Genomic DNA, 18,203 nt, shown 5'->3' with positions numbered 1-18,203 from the left:
GAGCGGCCGGCAGCGGGCAGACTCAACGACGTGGTGACCACACTCGCGATCGACTGCGGCGGCGGAGGCATCAAGGCCTCCGTGCTCGACGAGGCGGGAACGATGCGGGCCCGGCCGTTGCGGGTGCCCACGCCGTACCCGTTGCCGCCTGAGCTCTTCGTCCGGACCCTGCTCGATCTGGGCGGGCGCCTGCCAACGGCGGACCGCCTGACCGTCGGCGTACCCGGAATGATCCGGCACGGGGTGGTGGTCGCCACGCCGCACTACGTGACCCGCAGCGGCCCCCGCAGTCGCGTCGACCCGGATCTGCTCGCCGAGTGGTCCGGCTGGGACGCGCGGGGCGCGCTGGCCGACGCGTTCGGGGTGCCGGCGCTGGTGCTCAACGACGCCGAGGTGCACGGCGCCGGGGTGGTCGCCGGCACCGGCTGCGAGCTGGTGCTGACCTTGGGCACCGGGCTGGGCAGCGCGCTCTTCGACGGCGGGGTGCTCGCACCGCACCTGGAGCTGTCGCACGCGCCGGTGCGGTGGGGCACCACCTACGACACGTACGTGGGTGAGCCGGAACGCCGGCGGCTCGGCGACGCCTTCTGGTCCCGGCGGATCCGGCAGGTGGTCGACGGGCTCCGCCCGGTGTTCCGCTGGGACCGGCTCTACCTGGGCGGGGGCAACTCCCGCCTGATCCGACCCGAGCAGCTGGCCCGGATGGGCGACGACGTGGTGGTGGTGCCGAACACCGCCGGGATCGTCGGCGGTGTCCGCGCGTGGGAGCTGTCCGTCGGTCGCCGGGACGCCCGCACCTGACCTTGTCGGTGCCGCAACTGACCCGATCGCGACTGCCGGGAACAGTCGCCAAACGCCCGGTGTTGTGCCAGCGTCGGAACAGGTGACGGTGCGACCCGAGGGGGTGGGGCAGATGGATCTTCTGGCGGACTACCGGCGGGCGACCATGTTCTTCGAAACCGGTGACCCGAGCGGAGCGGCCCGACTGCTGGAGCCGATCATCGACGCCGAACCCGGCAACACGGCCGTACGGCAGTTGCTGGCCCGGGCGTACTTCCAGTCGGCGCAGCTCAACCGCGCCGAGGAGCACCTGCGGGAGCTGGTCGACCGGGACCCGAGCGACCACTACTCGCACCACGTGCTCGGTCGGACGCTGGAGCGGCTCAACCGGCACAACGACGCGCTGCGGCACCTGCGGATCGCCGCGGCGATGTACGCGACCAACGACGACTACCGGATCGCGCTGGAGCGGGTGGAGACCCGGGTGGGCGGCACACGCTGAGCGTGGAACGGTGACGTGGCAGGGGCGGTCCTCCGGGGCCGCCCCTCCGTCGTTCCGGGCCCGCCGCGGGCCGGCCGGTCCTCGTGAAACGGGCCCTAGGATGGCGGACATGGGACCTGACCGGCCGGGGACTGCGGCATGAAGCTCAAGCTGGACCTGCACGAGATCTTCAACAAGGGCCAGGACATCGACCGTGCGCTGCGCGGGATCATGGACGAGGCGGTGGCGAAGAAGGCCACCCTCGTCGAGATCATCCCCGGCAAGGGGTCCGGTCAGCTCAAGAAACGAGTGCTGCGGTTCCTCGACCAGAAGGACGTCAAGCAGCTCTACCACCGCGTGGAGAAGGACTCGAAGAACTTCGGCAGGCTCTTCGTGCACTTCCGCTGGAAGTAGCGACGGCATTAGCGGCCTGTGCTTTAGATAGACCGCTCCCGAAGCTAGATTCAATCTAGCTTCGGGAGAGTCGATGTTCATCGGCCGGCGCACGGAACTGGACCTGCTGACCAAGCAGCCCGGGCTGTTCGACGCGCCATTTCCAGTCCTGGCGATCATGACCGGGACGCCTGAGTGGCCGCGTCGGTCCTAGGATCGGGATGATGCAGGAGTCACCGCTGACGGTTCGGCCGGCGCGCTTGGCGGACGTTGCTTCGCTGGTGGAGTTGCGCCTGTCCAACGCTCAAGCGCACCTTGCCCTCGACGCCGCCACTTACCGCGTTCCGCAGCGTGACGCGGTAGTGCGCCACTTCACCGCGGTGCTGGCCGACGAGGCCGGACAAGATGGCGTCCTCGTTGCTGAGGCTCGTGACGGCCAGGTCGTCGGGATGGTCGAGGTGCTGCGGCATTCCGACCCGCCCGAGCATCAGATCCTGCGCCCCGAGCCGTCGGCCCAGGTGCACGCGGTTGTGCTGCCCGATGCCAGAGGACTTGGCATCGGATCAGCGTTGCTGGCGGCGGCCGAGCGGTGGGCAAGCGGCCGGGGGATCACGTATTTGTCGGCCGGCATTCACCACCGCAACGTCGATGCCGTGCGCTTCTACAGTCGGCACGGCTACACCGACGCCGGTCTTTCCCTCGGCAAGAGAGTGGATTAGCGACTGCGGTCTCGGTCATCCGAGCGAGATGATGGCGGCGACGAGCAGTAACGAGGGCAGGGATCCGCGTGGCTACCAGGTTTCGGGGCACGTCAAGTGGACCGGCGCGCCGCCGGCCCGGATTTGGGTGGCTGGCCCGCAGGCTGCCGACCCGTGCGGTTGAGGCGGCGTCCCACCTCCAGGCGTTCGTGCTCTCCGGCGTGGTCACCGTGCTGGCCTTGCGGGCGTACCTGGAGGCCACCAACTATCCGCAGCTCGGCGGCGGTGGGCTGCACATCGCGCACGTGCTCTGGGGCGGCCTGCTGCTCGCGGTCGGCCTGGGGATCCCGCTGGTCTTCCTCGGCGAATGGCCGCGTACCGCCGGGGCGGTGGTCGGTGGCATCGGGTTCGGGCTGTTTATCGACGAGGTGGGCAAGTTCGTCACCACCGGCACCGACTACTTCTACGCCCCGGCTGCCGCCATCATCTACGTCGCGTTCGCCCTGCTCGTCCTGCTCACCCAGGCGGTACGCGGGCGTACCGGCCGGTCCCGGCTGACTTCGGCCGAGCGCACCGCCAACGCGCTGGACATGGTGCTCAGCGGTCTGCCCGCCGGGCTGACCGACCGGCGCCGGGCGGACGTACGGCGTCTCGTGCGGGGCGCCGGGCCGGCCACCGAGGCGGCCATGGAGCAGTTGCTGGACACGGTGCCTCGGCGGGAACCGTCCCCGGTCCGGTTCTGGCAGCGCGCGGCGGACCGATTCCGGCATCTCGCCGTCTGGGCGACCAGGCAGCGCTGGCTGGTCTGGCTGGTGGTGGCCTACCTGGTGGTGGAGCCGGTGCTGATCATGGTGGCGGTGCTGCTGGACGGTGTGACCGGAGAGCTGGACCAGGAGCGCGAGTGGGGTGCGGTGGTCGGTGTCACCGCCACTGCGCTGGTCACGGCGGTACTCAGCCTGCGGGCGGCGTGGCTGCTGCGCCCGAACCGGCCCGAGGCGTTCCGCTTCTTCAAGCTCGCGCTGCTGGTCAATCTGCTGTTCGGGCAGGTTTTCAACTTCACTGTCAACCAGTTCGGTGCGGTTGCCGTGGTCGCGCTCGACCTGGCCCTGCTGGGGGTGGTGACCGCCGAACACCGCCGGCTGCGGCGCGCCGCCGACCGCGGTGACCATCCACCGCGCTGACGTGGGCGGACCCCGCCACTGTCGCAGAGGGCATCGGCGAAGGATGGCCGGCGAAGCTCCATAGGATGGCTCACCGACGACGGTCGTAGTGAAGGGCGTTTCCCATGGTGAACAGAAGCGACGTCGAGGCGGCGGCCGCGTTGGTGCAGGGGCGGGTGCGGGAAACCCCGGTCATCGCTGTCGACGGCGCCGACCTGGGCGTGCCCGGGCAGCTCAGCCTCAAGCTGGAGTTGCACCAGCACACCGGCTCGTTCAAGCCGCGCGGCGCGTTCAACCGGATGCTCCAGGGGCCGCTGCCGCCGACGGGGGTGATCGCCGCTTCGGGCGGAAACCATGGCCTCGCGGTCGCGTACGCGGCCCGGTCGCTGGGCGTGCCGGCGGAGGTGTTCGTGCCGGTGACCTCCTCGCCGGTCAAGGTGCAGCGGTTGGCCGGGCTGGGCGCCCAGGTGCGCCAGGTGGGCCAGCACTACGCCGAGGCGTTGGCCGCGAGCACCCAGCGGGCCGACGAGACCGGCGCGTTGGTCGTGCACGCGTACGACCAGCCGGAGGTGGTGGCCGGTCAGGGCACCGTCGGCCGGGAGCTGGAACGGCAGGTGGACGGGATCGACACCGTGCTGGTGGCGGTCGGCGGCGGCGGGTTGGTGTCCGGCATCGCCAGTTGGTTTGACGGGTCGGTACGTGTCGTCGCCGTCGAGCCCGAGCAGATCCCCACCCTGCACTCCGCGCTGAAGGCGGGTGGACCGGTCGACATCGAGGTGGGCGGCGTCGCCACGGACTCGCTGGGCGCACGCCGGATCGGCGACATCGCGTTCGACACGGCCAGCCGGACCGGCGTGGTGTCCGTGCTGGTCAGCGACGAGGATCTGGTGCGGGCGCGTCGGCTGCTCTGGTCGGAGCTGAGGGTCGCCGCCGAGTTCGGTGGCGCCACCGCGCTGGCCGCGCTGGTCGGCGGCGCGTACGTGCCGCAGGCGGGGGAGCGGGTGGCAGTGATCGTCTGCGGCGGCAACACCGACCCCAGCGACCTGGGCCCGGCCGCGCCGCACTGACGCCGAAGAGCGACGGCCCGGCGGAGGAGGAACTCCGCCGGGCCGCTTCGGGTCAGATCGGATAGGTGCGGGCGACCGCCAGCATCTCGGAGCTGTGCGACCCGACGACGCCGACGGCCGGCGGCCGGGCGCGGAAGCCGGGCAGCGCGTCCAACCCGTCACTGGCGTCCATGGCCCGCAATGCCACCTGCCCGGCGATGGGCCGCACTGTCAATGTGACCTCGATGCCCTCGGTGGGCGGGGCGTGGAACACCAGCCCGAAGCCCCACTTGCCCTCGCGGGGCTCCACCGGCACCGGCCGCCCGGCGACCTCGGCCCGCAGCACGGTGGCGGTCGACGTGTCGACGTGCAGGGTGGCGAGCCGGGCGGCCCGCTGCGGGGTGAGCCGCAGACGCAGCGTGCGTTCTCCACCAGCCGTGGCGTCGGCCACCACGTCCAGCTTCGGGGCCGGCAGGTTCGCCGGCTGCGCCGGCCCGGCCCGCAGCTCACCGTCGCCGAGCCCGGGGAAGTCGTCCCCGACGTCGGCCGTCCCGTCCACGTAGCCGTCCGTCCACGACTGCGGGTCACTCTCGTGGCTGAGCCAGCGGGCCTGGCCGGTGCCGGTGTCCATCGCGTACATCAGGTGGGTGGGCGCGGGATGGTCGGCGTCGAAGCGGTCGACGCCCAGCCCGACCCCGGCGAGCACCACCGCCGCCACGGCCGTGGCGGCGGCCGGGAGCGCGCCGAGCCGTCGGGCCCGCAGTGCCAGCAGGCCGCGCTGGCCGCCGGCCTGCGGGTGCAGCAGGTCGACCACCGGCAGGGCGGTCAGGCCGAGCAGCACCGCGACCAGCGCGGCAACCCCGCCCATGCCCATCCCCAGCGCGGGGAAGAGCAGCACCACGGTGGGCAGCAGGATGACCACACCGACGGCCGCGGCGGCGGTCACGGCCACCACCGGCCACGGCCCGGTCTGCCGGGTACGCAGCGCGACCAGCCCACCGAGGGCGCCGGCCAGCGCCGGCACTGTGGTGAGGTACGCCCCGCCGGGCACCGCCACGGCGAGCAGCACTCCGAGCAGCGCCAGCCAGGCCAGCCCGCCGACCGCGAGTGCGGCCGGGCCGATCCGGCGGCGGGTCAGCGCGTACCAGGCGAACAGGATGGCGGCGGCGAGCGCCACGACGGCCAGGCGGTACCAGATCGGCCGGTACGGGTCGAGCAGCTCCGCGTACCCCGGTCGGATCGCGGTGATCGCCAGCCAGAGCAGTTGGGCGGCGACCGGCGCGACCACGATCGGCACCAGGGTCAGCCCGAAGCCGGCGGCGAGCCGGCCGACGCTGGCCCGGCCCTGCCGACGGGTCAGCCAGCCCAGCGCGGCGACCGCGGCCACCGCGAGCAGGGCCAGCGGCAGGGTGAGCGTGCCCGGGTAGCGGACGAGGCCGCCGGGGACCGGAAAGTAGGTCGCGTCGTGCCCGGAGCGCAGCGCGGTCAGGTCGGTGCGGCCGAACTCCCGGGCCAGGCCCAGCGCGTTGTCCCCGTGCTGCTGGAGGCTGCCCCGGTCCATGGCCTCCGGCGTGTCCAACGGTGTGTGGTAGATCGCGCCACCGTCGATGTACGCCGAGTTCAGCCCGATGAACTTCTGGTCCAGGAACGCGGTGAAGTCGGTGTCGTTGGGCAGCGCCCGGTAGATCTCCACCGCGAACGAGGTGCCGACCGGGTGCGGTGCGGCCCGGCCGAAGATGTCCACCAGTTTCGCGTTGTTCCGGGACGTCTCGAACATGATCACCGGCCCGGTGGAGCCCCGAGCCTCCAGGTTGAGCACGACCCCGCCGTCGGCGGCCAGCGGGTGACTGGTGGCGAACGCCGCCGCGCCGCACAGGCACGCCTCCTCGGCGTCGGTGAGCACGAAGACGATGTCGTTGCGCGGCCGAGGGCCGGTGGTCAGCGCGCGGGCCACCTCCAGGATGGCCGACGTGCCGGCGGCGTCGTCGTTGCCACCCGGCCCGGTCTGCACCGAGTCGTAGTGGGCGGCCAGGAAGACCCGACCGGTCGAGTCGGTGCCGGGCAGCCGGGCCACCACGTTGCGTACGCGGGCCACTGTCGCCCCGCCCGCCGCCCCGCTGAGCTGGCCGGCCTCCGGTGCCACAGTGTCCTGCACCTCGGTTTCCAGGCCCAGGCCGCGCAACTGCTGCTCAAGGTGCGCGCGGACCTGGTCGTTGGCCGGGCTGCCGGCGACGTGCGTCCGGGCGGCGATCACCTGGACGTCCTCGTACGCCCGGCTGGCGCTGAACTCACCCGCCGGCGCATCCGCCGGCTTCGGCGTCGGGGTGCGCAGGTCGAGCAGGCTGCCGGCGCCGACGGCGGCCAGCGCGACCAGAGCCGCAGCGGCGGCCAGGAGCCGCCGGCGAGGTCGCGTCAGGGCCCGGTCGGCAGGGGGTACGCCTGGAGCCGGACGGGCCGGCGTGCCCGTCGTGGCCGGGGTGGTGGGTGCGCCCACGGGAACTCCTCGGGGGGTGGTGGGGCCTGGGGTGGCACCATCCTGCCCGTCAGCGGTCACCGATGGGACGGCCGGTAGGGCCCCCATCGACCGCCCGCCCGGTTTGTCATCCGACGGGCAGTGATCCGCACCGCCCCCGCCCGCGCCGGAGCCATCGTGTTGTGTGCGACCGTTGTCTAATACAGGATCAGCAGGGCACTCGGAAGGAGCCCGACATCACCAGCGAACTCCCGCGCCTCGCGGCGGTGACCCGGCCGACCCGGGGAGCCGGTCTGACCGGTTCCCCAGTAGTGCCGTACCCGCACGGCGGTCTGGCACGGCATGCCAACCTGCCACCTGGCGAGCGGTTGCGGGTGCTGCTGGTGGAGGACGACGAGGGCGACGCCTTCCTGGTCGGCGAGCTGCTCGCCGAGACGAACTCGATGATCGATCTGACGGTCGCCACCAGCCTCCGGGAGGCGCGACAGCGGATCGTCGACGTCGACTGCGTCCTGCTCGACCTGGGCCTACCCGACGCGCAGGGGTTGGACGGGCTGCGCCAGGTGCTGGAGATGTCCAGCGGCGCCGCGGTCTGCGTGCTGACCGGCCGCTCGGATGAGCACCTGGGCGTCGTGGCGGTCGCCGAGGGCGCACAGGACTACCTGGTCAAGGGTCAGGTCGACGGTGTGCTGCTGACCCGGGCGCTGCGCTACGCCGTTGAGCGTAAGCGCGCCGACGAGAACGCCCGACGGCTGCGCGAGGTCGAGTTGCGTCAGGCCGAGTCGGCGCGACTCGAACGCGGCCTGCTGCCCCAGCCGCTGATGACGACCGACCAGGTGGCGGTGCACACCTTCTACCGGCCCGGCCGGCACGCCGCGTTGATCGGCGGGGACTTCTTCGACGTGGTGCAGACCCGCCCGGATCGCATCGACCTGATCGTCGGTGACGTCTGCGGGCACGGGGTGGACGAGGCCGCTCTCGGCGTCGAGTTGCGGGTGGCCTGGCGTGCCCTGGTGCTCGCCGGAGTGCCGGACGACGAGGTGCTGCCCGCGCTGGAGCAGGTGCTGATGAGTGAGCGCCGCCTCCAGGAGATCTTCGCGACGGTGGCCACCACCCGACTGGACCTGGACGCCAACCGGGCTACCGTCCGACTCGCCGGGCACCCGCCGCCGCTGCTGCTCTCCGGCGGCCGGGTCGCCCCGGTGCCCGCGCCCGGCGGCCGACTGCTGGGCGTACGACCCCGCCGGCCGATCGCCTACGACCTGGAGTTCGACACCGATGACTGGTCCCTGCTGATGTACACCGACGGCCTCATCGAGGGGCGGGTGGGATCGGGCAACGAACGCCTCGACGTGCCGGGGCTGACCGGGCTGCTCGACGAGCCGGCCAACCGGTCGGTGTCGCTGCCCGAGCTGCCGGCCTGGCTGGTCGGCCGGGCCGAGCGGCTCAACGGTGGCGCGCTCGCCGACGACGTGGCCATGCTGCTGGTCAGCCGGGGTGGTGGCCGGTGAAGCCGGTGGTCGGCGGCTGGAGTCTGCGCCGCCGGGTCATCAGCCTGCTCACCGTGGTGGGCTTCCTGCTGATCGCCCTGGCCGGCGCGGAGGCGGCGATGGCCGCCCGCAACCGCACCCAGATCGACGCCGTCCTGAACGAGACCGGCCCGTTGCGGGTGCAGTCCCAGGAGCTGCTCAACGCGTTGCTCGACCAGGAGACGGCGATCCGCGGCTACGCGGTCAGCGGTGACCAGGACGACCTGATCCCCTATCGGGAGGGGCTCGACCAGGAAAAGAGCGTCACCGCCTCGATGCGAGGGCTGCTCGACAACTATCCGCAGATCAGCCAGGAGCTGCGGACCGTCGAGGACCGCATCGCGCAGTGGCGGCAGTCGGTCGCCGAGCCGGTGATCACCACCACCGAGCGCAGCGGCACCAGCGCGGGCCAGGCACTGGTCACCGAGCAGGCCCGGCAGCAGTTCGACGACGTGCGCACGGCGGTCAACGACCTCCAGGAGGAGGTCCTGGCCGCCCGGGAACAGACGGCCAGGAACGTACGCACCAGCAGCAACGTGCTGGTCGTCCTGCTGATCGTCGCCGCCCTGGTGGTGGTCGTGGCCGGTGCGGTCCTGCTGCTCTCGCTGGACCGGATGGTGGTCCGGCCACTGACCGCCCTGGCCATCCAGGTCCGCGAGGTCGCCGAGGGCGACTACCAGCACCGCATCGCCACCGTCGGCCCGCCGGAGTTCATCCAGCTCGGCGAGGACGTGGACGCGATGCGTCAGAAGATCGCCGCCGACCTGGCCGAGGTGCGGGCTGCTCGCGAGCGCATCGAGTGGGTCAACAGCCAGCTCCAGAAGCAGGCCGAGGAGCTGACCCGGTCCAACCGTGACCTGGAGCAGTTCGCGTACGTGGCCTCGCACGACCTCCAGGAGCCGCTGCGCAAGGTGGCCAGCTTCTGCCAGTTGCTCCAGCGCCGCTATGCCGGGCAGCTCGACGAGCGGGCCGACCAGTACATCGCCTTCGCGGTGGACGGCGCGCAACGCATGCAGCGCCTGATCAACGACCTGCTCGCGTTCTCCCGGATTGGCCGGCTCACCACCGGTTTCGTCGAGGTCGACCTCAACAAGGTGATGGGCGACGTGGCCGGCCAGACCGAGGCCGCGCGGCAGTACGCCGACGCCGAGCTGACCTGGACGGACCTGCCGGTGATCTCGGGTGAGGAACCCCTGCTCACCAACCTGCTGGCCAACCTGGTCAGCAACTCGATCAAGTTCCGGCGCGCGGACGTCCCGCCCAAGGTGCACATCTCGGCCCGGTTGGTGGGCGCCGAGTGGGAGATCACCTGTCAGGACAACGGCATCGGGATCGAGCCGGAGTTCGCCGACAAGATCTTCGTGATCTTCCAGCGGCTGCACTCGAAGGACGCGTACCCGGGCACCGGGATCGGGCTGGCCATCGTCAAGAAGATCGTCGAATACCACGGTGGCCGGGTGTGGGTGGACACCGACGTACCGGAGGGCACCGCGATCCGCTTCACCCTGCCGGCGCTCCCGGCGGACGTGGAGGCGGCTGCCGCTGTCGACTCGGCCGAGGCGCCGCCGGCCCTGGCGGCGGGCGACACGACGGCCTCGAACGAGGATCCGGCAGACTCGGCGGAGCAGTCCGGAGGGTCGGACCAGCCGGACCGGGCCGACGGGGCGCCGGAAAGCGGTAGAACGGGTGACATGAGGGAGACGGTGGGATGACCGCGCCGGCGGATGGCAAGAGCCCGATCGAGGTCCTGCTCGTGGAGGACGACCCGGGTGACGTGTTGATGACCCAGGAGGCGTTCGAGGAGCACAAGCTGCGTAACCGGCTGACCGTCGTCTCCGACGGCGCCGAGGCGCTCGCCTACCTGCGGCGGGAGGGCCAGTACGCCGACGCGGTGGCCCCCGACCTGATCCTGCTCGACCTCAACCTGCCCCGCCGCGACGGCCGGGAGGTGCTGGAAGAGATCAAGAAGGACGAGGAACTGCGCCGGATCCCGGTCGTGGTGCTCACCACCTCGCAAGCCGACGAGGACATCCTGCGCAGCTACCAGCTGCACGCCAACGCCTACGTGACCAAGCCGGTGGACTTCGAGCGCTTCATCTCGGTGGTCCGCCAGATCGACGAGTTCTTCGTCAGCGTGGTCAAGTTGCCGCCGCGTGGCTGACACCCTGCTCGACGACGTTGGCGACCTGCTCCGGGAGGCCGCCGACCAGGTCGTGCTGCCGCTGTTCCGCAAGCTCGACGACGCGGACGTTTCGGAGAAGGCGCACGGTGAGGTGGTCACCGTCGCCGACCAGCGGGCCGAGGAGCTGCTGTCGGCGGGGTTGCGCCGACTGCGTCCGGGCTCGATGGTGGTCGGCGAGGAGGGCGTCGCCGACGACCCGGCGCTGCTGCGCCACCTGGGCGACGGCGGGGACGTCTGGTTGGTCGACCCGGTCGACGGCACCGCCAACTTCGCCGCTGGTCGCCGGCCGTTCGCCCTGATGGTGTCGCTGCTGACCGACGGACGGCCGAACGCCGGCTGGATCCTCGACCCGCTCGCCGACACCCTCGCCGTGGGCTCGGCGGACGACGGCACCCTGCTCAACGGCCGACCGGTCGACACCACCGCCTCGCTGCCTCCGCTCGGCGAGCTGCGGGGCGCGGCGATGACCAAGTTCCTGCCGCCGGAGATCCGGGACCGGGTCCGCGCTGGCGGTCGACACCTCGGTGAGCTGCTGCCCGGCCAGCACTGTGCCGGCCGCGAATACCTGGACATCCTCACCGGTGAGCAGCAGTTCGTCCTCTTCTGGCGCACCCTGCCGTGGGACCACGCCCCGGGCACCCTGTTGGTCCGCGCGGCCGGTGGTGTCGCCCGCAGGTTCGACGGCGCCGACTACCACCCCTCCGACGACGGCCGCGGGCTGCTCGTCGCGGCCAACGAGCAGATCTGGGACGAGGTACGCGACGCCCTGCTCAGCCCCTGATCCGGGCGCTGCGCGGGCTCCCGGACGCTCTGCGCGAGGCTCTTGGACGCTCTGTGCGATGGCGCTGGGACGCTCTGTCGACATCTGGGCGGCCCGGAGGTCAGGGGGATGGTCAGCAGCCCACAGTCCGGTATCGTGACCGGCGGTCTCCGCCAGCAGGCCGCCGACCGGCGCCGGCGGGGACGCCGCCGCGCAGTGGTTCACCGGGGGCCGGCGGTCGACGGAAGGACGCTTTCGTGCCCAGGACCATGCTCCGCCCGCGGCTCGGTCGCCGCACTCTGTTCGCTCTGCTCGCCGCCGTCGCGCTCGTGCTCGGCGGTGCCGCCGTGCCCGCGTACGCGGAGCCCGGCGAGGGGGGCAGCAAGAAGCTGCAGGACGCGTTGGAGTTGACCGCCAAGGGGCACATCGAGGCGAAGGCCAAACTGGACAACTCCAAGCGTCGCCAGACGGCGCTGACCGGTGAGTTGGCGGCGGTCGAGGGTCGACTGGTCGGGTTGAGCGCCCAGGTTGGCGAGGTGGCCGCCCAGTCGTACCGGGTCGGCCGGCTCACCCCGGCGACCATGCTGCTCAACACCAGCACGCCGCAGGCGTTCCTGGAACGCGTCAGCGACCTCGACATGATGGCCCAGCGCGACAGCAAGCGGCTGCGTGACCTCGTCGAGACTCGGGAGCAGGCGCAGCAAGCCAAGATCGCCATCGACGCCGAGGTCCGTGAGCAGCAGAAGCAGCTCGCCGTGATGGCGAAGAAGAAGAAGGAGGCCGAGGCGGCGCTCGCCGAGGTCAGCTCGGGCAGCAGCAACGGGTTCAGCGGCGGCAGTTCCACCTCGGCGAAGCCGGCCCCGCGCAACTCGGACGGGTCCTGGCCGTCGGAGTCGTGCTCGGTGAAGGACCCGACCACCTCCGGCTGCATCACCCCGCGCACCCTGAACGCGCTCAAGCAGACCCAGGCGGCCGGCTACAAGCGGCACGTCTCCTGTAAGCGTGAGGGCGGCGGCGGCGAGCACCCGAAGGGGCGTGCCTGCGACTTCGCGGCCGCCACGAACGGCTTCGAGGATCGCAACGCGACCGGTGGCGACAAGGCGTACGGCGACAGCCTCGCCGCCTGGCACGTGCGAAACGCCGACCGTCTCGGCGTGCTCTACGTGATCTGGTACAGGCAGATCTGGCACCCCGGCACCGGGTGGCGTTCGTACAGCGGCAGCGGCAGCCCCGCCGCATCCCACACGAACCATGTTCATCTCTCGATGTACTGACCCGGAGCACCAGCTTCGCTGCGTACCATCGCGACGATGAGCACCCCACCGTCCGACGTAGCGGCCCCGCCGGCGTCCTCGGCCCCGCCCGTTGCGGTCACCGGCCGGGCGCTGCCCAACGGCCTGGCCGCCTTCCTGGTCTTCTTCTCCAGCGGCGCCGTACTGGTGCTGGAAACCGTCGCGTTGCGCCTGGTCGGCCCCTACGTCGGGGTGACCCTCCAGGTGACCAGCTCGGTGATCGGCATCGCGTTGGCCGCTATCGCGTACGGGGCCTGGTCCGGTGGTTGGCTGGCCGACCGGCGCAACCCGCGTGGCCTGCTGGCACCGGCGCTGGTGCTGGCCGGCATCGCCACCGCCATCACCCTGCCCGTCGTCCGGTACGCCGGTGAGGTGCTGCGGGGCGGCGCGGCCAGCGCGATCCTGCTGCTGGTGGCGCTGGCCGTGTTCGTGCCGGCCGCGTTGCTGGCGGCCGTCACCCCGCTGGTCGTGAAGCTCCAGCTCGCCGACCTGCGCCGCACCGGCCAGGTGGTCGGTCGACTCTCCGGGATCGGCACGCTGGGCGGCATCACCGCTACCCTGCTCACCGGCTTCGTGCTGGTCGCCGCGCTGCGCAGCACCGTCATCCTGCTGACCCTCGCGGTCGCGCTCGGGCTGGTCGGCCTCGGCCTCGGCTGGTACCTGCGCCGGCAGGAGCCCACCGAGCTGCCCGGTCCGGCTCGGACCCGGGCCGCGCTGGCCGTGCTCGGCCTGGTCGGGGCAGGGCTGACCACCGTGGCGCCCAACCCGTGCGACATCGAGACGGCCTACCACTGCGCCCGGGTCACCGCCGACCCGGACCGGCCCACCGGACGGACGCTGCTGCTCAACTCGGCCCACCACTCGTACGTGGACCTCGCCGACCCGAAGCACCTGGAGTACGCGTACACGAAGTGGATCGGCGCCGTCGCCGACGTCGCCGCGCCGGCCGGTCAGCGGCTGGACGCGCTGCACCTGGGCGGCGGCGGTTTCACCGTGCCGACCTACCTGACCGCGACCCGGCCGGGCACCGAGAACGTCGTGTTCGAGATCGACGGCGGGCTGGTCGAGCTGGGCGAGTGGGAGCTGGGCGTACGCCCGGGGCCGCAGCTGCGGACGGTGGTGGGCGACGCCCGCATGCTGGTCGTCGGCGAGCCGACGGACAGCCGCGACCTGGTGGTCGGTGACGCGTTCGGTCACCTGGTGGTGCCCTGGCACCTGGCCACCCGGGAGATGGCCGCCGAGGTCCGGCGGGTCACCCGCCCCGGCGGCGTGTACGTGCAGAACGTCATCGACTACCCGCCGCTGCGGTTCATCCGTGCCGAGCTGGCCACCGTGGCGGCCGAGTTCCGGCACGTCGCGTTGATCGCGCCGCCGGAGGCGCTCGCCGAGGAGCAGGGTTCCAACTTCCTCATCGTCGGCTCCGACGCGCCGCTGCCGCTGGACGCCGTCCGCACCCGACTGAGCGAGGTGGACCCCAAGGTCAGCCTGCTGTCCGGCGCGGAGCTGACGGATTTCGTCGGTGGGGCGATGGTGTTGACCGACGACTACGCCCCGGTGGACCAACTGCTGGCGACCGCCTGAACGAGTGACAATCCTGACCGATTCCGATCCTCCGGGTGTAGGTCGGTTCCTTGTGGGCAACAACGCACACCATGGGTGGTGGGGACCGAAAGGGCGCGCAACTGCTCGATCAGCGGTACCGGCTGATCGAGCAGCTCGGCGCGGGTGGCATGTCGGTGGTCTGGCGTGGGTACGACGAGGTGCTCGGTCGCCAGGTCGCGGTGAAGGTGCTGGCCTCCCGGCTGGCCAGCGACCGGGCCTTCCGCCACCGGATCCGGATCGAGGCGCAGGCCGCCGCGCGGCTCTGCCACCCCAACATCACCAACGTGTACGACTACGGCGAGTCCGAGCAGGTCGGGCTGACCGTGCCGTACGTGGTGATGGAACTGATCGACGGCACCTCCCTGGCCAGCCGGCTGGGCCGGGAGAGCCAGCTTCCCTGGCGGGAGGCCATGACCATCGGCGCGGAGGTCAGCTCGGCGCTGGCCACCGCGCACGCCCGCGGTGTGGTGCACCGTGACGTGACACCGGGCAACGTGATGCTCACCTCGACCGGGGTCAAGGTTGTCGACTTCGGCATCTCCGCGCTGGTGGGGGAGAGCGAGAAGGGGCCGGACGGCACGCTGCTGGGCACCCCCGCGTACCTCGCCCCGGAACGGCTGGACAACGGTCAGGTCTCCCCGGCCACCGACGTGTACGCCGTCGGGCTGCTGCTCTACCGGATGCTCACCGGCCGGCTGCCGTGGCAGGCCAACACCACGACCCAGATGTTGCGGGCGCACATGTACACCGACCCGGATCCGATGCCGGAGGTGCCGGGGCTGCCCGACGAGGTGACCGACCTGGTGCGGCGCTGCCTGGCCAAGCAACCCGCGGACCGGCCGGCGACCGCCGAGGTGGCCCGGACCCTCGCCGACGCGGCCGGGATGCTGGCGGCGGTGCCGGTCTCCCCGGCCGGAGGGCCGCTGGACCCGTCCGCGCTCGCCAGCGCGGGCACCACGATCCTGCCCTGGTCGGCGGAGACCGACGCGTTGCCGATCTCCCGTACCCGCCAACGGGACCAGAGGGTCCGCCAGCGGGTGAGCCGTCGTCGGCGGGTGGAAGCCGGGGTGGCCGCTGTCGGGCTGATCGCGGTCACCGGCGTGATGTGGGGGTTCACCTCGCGTACCCCGGCCAGCGGCGAGGGCCGGCCGACCACCGAGGCCCGGATGGGCCTGCCGGAGAAGGTGCCGTGCGAGGTGGCGTACGCGCTGCGCACGGACTCCGGCACCGACTTCGCCGCCGAGCTGACGTTGACCAACACCGGTGAGAGTGAGCTGCGGGACTGGGCGATGAGTTTCACCTTCCCCGGTCAGCAGACCGTCACGAAGGCGGAGCCCGCGCCGGTGCAGCAGCAGGGGAACACAGTGCTGGTCCGGCCGGTGGCCGAGCGCACCACGCTGGCGCCCGGCGCGGCCGAGAAGCTCACCCTCAGCGGCACGTACAGCGGGGCGAACCAGCTGCCTGTCGAGTTCCGGCTCGGCGACGTGGCCTGCGGCGTACGTGTCTCCGGGGTGGCCGGCAGCACGCCGTCCACCGCCCCGGCGCGCACAGCCGCCACCACGACGAAGACCCAACCCAAGGCCCCGCCGAAGGCGGCGACAGCTGGCGGCGGCCCGGGTTCGGGTGGCCCCAAGGCCAAGCCTGAGAAGCCCGGCAAGGGCAAAGGGCCGGGTGGTGGCCCGGGAAAAGCGGGAAAGTGACAAAGGGCAAGGGGAAGGGGCCTGGCGGTAAGAAGTGACGGTCAGCGTCGCCCCGCGAACCGTTGCACCTGGTCGATCCCACCCTCCACGACCAACAGCCCACCCTGCGCCAGCGCTGTGTCGTCCGAGGCGTACCGGAAACGCTCACCGGGTGCCTTTGCGCCGATCACCCGGACCCCGGAACGCTCCTCCGGACGCAGGTCGAGCAGGGTGCGCCCGACGAGCGACTCCGGCACCCGGACGGTGGCGATCGCGAAGTCGTCGTCGAACTCGATGAAGTCGAGCAGCCGGCTGACGATCAGGTGCGCCACCCGCTCGCCGGTCTCCGCCTCCGGGAAGATCACGTGGTGCGCGCCGACCGACGACAGGATCTTGGCGTGTTTCTGCGAGGTGGCACGCGCCCAGATCTGCGGCACACCCAGCTCGACCAACGCCAGCACGGTGAGGACGCTCGCCTCCACCGACGCCCCGATGGCCACCACCGCCCGGCCGAAGCTGGTGACGCCGAGCTGCCGTAGCGCACCGTCCTCCGTCGCGTCGGCCTGGACCACCCGGTCGAGCTGCGCCGAGAAGCGCTGCACCTGATCCGGGTTGCGGTCGACGGCCAGCACCTCGCGGTCCATCCGGTTGAGCGACGCGGCCAGATGGCAGCCGAAGCGACCCAACCCGATCACCACGATGCCGCCGCCGTCCGATCGTCTCGCCGACACCTCGACCCTCCTCGCTCCTAGCCGACAATGGGTTGTTCCTGGGGGTAGCGGTAGAGCCTGCGCCGGGTGTTCAGGGCGATCGCCGACCCGAGGGTGAGCGGCCCGACCCGGCCGATGAACATCAGCACAGTCAGCACCAGCTGGCCGCTGGCCGGCAGCTCGCTGGCCAGACCGACGGTGAGCCCGGTGGTGCTGAACGCCGAGGTGACCTCGAACAGGGCCGCGACGAACCGCACGCCCTCGGTGAGCAGCAGCAGGAGCATGGTCCCGGCCGTCACCAGCGCGACGCTGAGCAGGGCCACCGTCACGGCCTGCCGCTGACTCGCGGTGGCCACCCGGCGGTGCCCGACCGTCACGTCGGGCTCGCCGCGCAACTCGGCCCAGATGGTGAACGCGAGCAGGAAGAACGTGGACACCTTGATGCCGCCGGCCGTGCTGGCGCTGCCACCGCCGATGAACATCAGCACGATCAGCAGCGGGTAGCTCTCCTCCTGGAGGTCCGCGATGTTCAGCACGTTGAAGCCACCGGTGCGGCTCAACGCGATCTGGGTGAACGACGCGAGCACCTTGCCCCCGACGTCGTACGAGCCGATGGTGCTGGCGTTGGTCCACTCGGCGGCGAGCAGGCCGACGAAGCCGAGCAGCAGCAGGACCACGCTGCCCCAGATGGTCAACTTGGTGGCCACCGCCCAGCCAGCCGGCTTGCGCCATTCCCGGGCGGCCTCGAACAGGGCCGGAAACCCCAGCCCACCGACGATGGCCCCGAACGCCAGCGGCAACGACACCCACGGATCACGGTCGAAGGCCAGCAGACCCTCGGTGTAGAGCGCGAAACCACCGTTGTTGAACGCCTGGACGGCGTGGAACACGCCAGACCACAGGGCCCGTCCGGGCGGATAGTCGTACGCCCACCAGAGGCGGCCGGCGACAACAGCGGTCATCACGGCCTCGCAGGCGAAGACGGTGAGCGCGATCCGGCGCAGCAGCCGGCCCACGTCACCGATGCCGAACTCCGCCGTCTCGGCCTGCACCAGCAGCCGGTTACGCAGGCCGAGCTGGCGTGAGACCACCAGGATGACCAGCGCCGCCGCGGTGAGGATGCCGAGACCACCGAGCTGGGTGAGCAGGGTGATCACCACAAGGCCGGCGCCGGACCAGTAGTTGGGGGTGTCGTTGATCGCCATCCCCGTCACCGACACCGCCGACGTGGCGGTGAACAACGCGGTGACCAGGGGTGGGCGCTGATGCTCGATGGTCGACCAGCGGGTCATCAGCAGGCCGGTGCCCAGCAGGATCGGCACCAGGAACCCCAGCGGCACCAGCCGCACGGGGTTGCGGAAAAACCGGCGCACCAGACAATCTTCCTTTCCCGCCCGTCGCCCGGAGCGGGAACGCTC

Annotated in this window: 16 protein-coding genes; 13 read left to right on the top strand and 3 right to left on the bottom strand. The window is 71.7% G+C overall.

The features are described from left to right. Positions 1 to 30: 30 nt before the first annotated feature. The 6 genes from KBX34_RS05755 (at position 31) to KBX34_RS05730 (ending at position 4,579) form a co-directional block, all read left to right on the top strand. Positions 31 to 801 (top strand): ROK family protein, encoded by a 771-nt coding sequence (locus tag KBX34_RS05755; protein ID WP_088950313.1) that lies wholly within the window; start codon positions 31 to 33, stop codon positions 799 to 801. 112 nt (positions 802 to 913) lie between these two features. Next, positions 914 to 1,282, top strand: coding sequence for a M48 family metallopeptidase (locus KBX34_RS05750; protein WP_099848795.1), 369 nt, complete (start codon positions 914 to 916; stop codon positions 1,280 to 1,282). Positions 1,283 to 1,420: 138 nt separating this feature from the next. After that, positions 1,421 to 1,675, top strand: coding sequence for a Smr/MutS family protein (locus KBX34_RS05745; RefSeq protein WP_007465523.1), 255 nt, complete (start codon positions 1,421 to 1,423; stop codon positions 1,673 to 1,675). Between the two features lie 203 nt (positions 1,676 to 1,878). Continuing rightward, positions 1,879 to 2,373: a GNAT family N-acetyltransferase gene (locus KBX34_RS05740; protein ID WP_210923616.1), complete on the top strand. Its 495-nt coding sequence runs from the start codon at positions 1,879 to 1,881 to the stop codon at positions 2,371 to 2,373. Between the two features lie 143 nt (positions 2,374 to 2,516). Beyond that, positions 2,517 to 3,533: a hypothetical protein gene (locus tag KBX34_RS05735; RefSeq protein ID WP_210923652.1), complete on the top strand. Its 1,017-nt coding sequence runs from the start codon at positions 2,517 to 2,519 to the stop codon at positions 3,531 to 3,533. Positions 3,534 to 3,637: 104 nt separating this feature from the next. Then, on the top strand, positions 3,638 to 4,579 hold the full coding sequence (locus KBX34_RS05730) for a threonine/serine dehydratase (protein ID WP_210923615.1): 942 nt from the start codon (positions 3,638 to 3,640) through the stop codon (positions 4,577 to 4,579). A 52-nt stretch (positions 4,580 to 4,631) separates the two neighbouring features. Here KBX34_RS05730 and KBX34_RS05725 read toward each other — a convergent pair whose 3' ends face one another. After that, positions 4,632 to 7,052, bottom strand: a complete 2,421-nt coding sequence (locus KBX34_RS05725) for a M28 family peptidase (RefSeq protein WP_374223656.1) — start codon at positions 7,050 to 7,052, stop codon at positions 4,632 to 4,634. A 245-nt stretch (positions 7,053 to 7,297) separates the two neighbouring features. Between KBX34_RS05725 and KBX34_RS05720 the strand changes: the two genes are divergently transcribed. The 7 genes from KBX34_RS05720 (at position 7,298) to KBX34_RS05690 (ending at position 16,096) form a co-directional block, all read left to right on the top strand. Continuing rightward, entirely contained in the window at positions 7,298 to 8,542 is a 1,245-nt protein-coding gene (locus tag KBX34_RS05720; RefSeq protein WP_307871334.1) for a fused response regulator/phosphatase, read from the top strand. Beyond that, positions 8,539 to 10,272: an ATP-binding protein gene (locus KBX34_RS05715; protein WP_307871333.1), complete on the top strand. Its 1,734-nt coding sequence runs from the start codon at positions 8,539 to 8,541 to the stop codon at positions 10,270 to 10,272. The genes KBX34_RS05720 and KBX34_RS05715 overlap by 4 nt, the downstream gene beginning before the upstream one ends. Beyond that, the gene (locus tag KBX34_RS05710; protein WP_088950306.1) at positions 10,269 to 10,721 is read left to right on the top strand and encodes a response regulator; all 453 of its coding nucleotides are present in this window, start codon (positions 10,269 to 10,271) and stop codon (positions 10,719 to 10,721) included. The genes KBX34_RS05715 and KBX34_RS05710 overlap by 4 nt, the downstream gene beginning before the upstream one ends. Continuing rightward, positions 10,714 to 11,523 (top strand): inositol monophosphatase, encoded by an 810-nt coding sequence (locus KBX34_RS05705; protein ID WP_210790993.1) that lies wholly within the window; start codon positions 10,714 to 10,716, stop codon positions 11,521 to 11,523. The genes KBX34_RS05710 and KBX34_RS05705 overlap by 8 nt, the downstream gene beginning before the upstream one ends. A gap of 248 nt (positions 11,524 to 11,771) precedes the next feature. Next, on the top strand, positions 11,772 to 12,776 hold the full coding sequence (locus KBX34_RS05700; protein ID WP_088950304.1) for a hypothetical protein: 1,005 nt from the start codon (positions 11,772 to 11,774) through the stop codon (positions 12,774 to 12,776). 36 nt (positions 12,777 to 12,812) lie between these two features. Then, positions 12,813 to 14,375, top strand: coding sequence for a fused MFS/spermidine synthase (locus tag KBX34_RS05695; protein ID WP_210923614.1), 1,563 nt, complete (start codon positions 12,813 to 12,815; stop codon positions 14,373 to 14,375). A gap of 71 nt (positions 14,376 to 14,446) precedes the next feature. Further along, positions 14,447 to 16,096, top strand: coding sequence for a serine/threonine-protein kinase (locus KBX34_RS05690; RefSeq protein WP_210923613.1), 1,650 nt, complete (start codon positions 14,447 to 14,449; stop codon positions 16,094 to 16,096). A gap of 41 nt (positions 16,097 to 16,137) precedes the next feature. Here the strand turns inward: KBX34_RS05690 and KBX34_RS05685 are convergent, their stop codons facing one another. Both KBX34_RS05685 and KBX34_RS05680 read right to left on the bottom strand, forming a co-directional pair. Continuing rightward, the gene (locus KBX34_RS05685; protein WP_099848778.1) at positions 16,138 to 16,806 is read right to left on the bottom strand and encodes a TrkA family potassium uptake protein; all 669 of its coding nucleotides are present in this window, start codon (positions 16,804 to 16,806) and stop codon (positions 16,138 to 16,140) included. A 17-nt stretch (positions 16,807 to 16,823) separates the two neighbouring features. Beyond that, complete coding sequence (locus tag KBX34_RS05680; protein ID WP_210923611.1) at positions 16,824 to 18,158, bottom strand: TrkH family potassium uptake protein; 1,335 nt, start codon at positions 18,156 to 18,158, stop codon at positions 16,824 to 16,826. Positions 18,159 to 18,203: the final 45 nt, after the last annotated feature.

Source organism: Micromonospora sp. M61, assembly GCF_018070245.1.
GTDB lineage: Bacteria > Actinomycetota > Actinomycetes > Mycobacteriales > Micromonosporaceae > Micromonospora > Micromonospora zamorensis.
This window is presented reverse-complemented; position numbering and strand designations above follow the sequence as displayed.

Excerpts from the sequence above, each read along its gene's own strand:
- KBX34_RS05750 (WP_099848795.1), top strand. The coding sequence starts at position 914 with ATGGATCTTCTGGCGGACTACCGGCGGGCGACCATGTTCTTCGAAACC.
- KBX34_RS05745 (WP_007465523.1), top strand. The coding sequence starts at position 1,421 with ATGAAGCTCAAGCTGGACCTGCACGAGATCTTCAACAAGGGCCAGGAC.
- KBX34_RS05740 (WP_210923616.1), top strand. The coding sequence starts at position 1,879 with ATGCAGGAGTCACCGCTGACGGTTCGGCCGGCGCGCTTGGCGGACGTT.
- KBX34_RS05730 (WP_210923615.1), top strand. The coding sequence starts at position 3,638 with ATGGTGAACAGAAGCGACGTCGAGGCGGCGGCCGCGTTGGTGCAGGGG.
- KBX34_RS05710 (WP_088950306.1), top strand. The coding sequence starts at position 10,269 with ATGACCGCGCCGGCGGATGGCAAGAGCCCGATCGAGGTCCTGCTCGTG.
- KBX34_RS05700 (WP_088950304.1), top strand. The coding sequence starts at position 11,772 with ATGCTCCGCCCGCGGCTCGGTCGCCGCACTCTGTTCGCTCTGCTCGCC.
- KBX34_RS05695 (WP_210923614.1), top strand. The coding sequence starts at position 12,813 with ATGAGCACCCCACCGTCCGACGTAGCGGCCCCGCCGGCGTCCTCGGCC.
- KBX34_RS05690 (WP_210923613.1), top strand. The coding sequence starts at position 14,447 with ATGGGTGGTGGGGACCGAAAGGGCGCGCAACTGCTCGATCAGCGGTAC.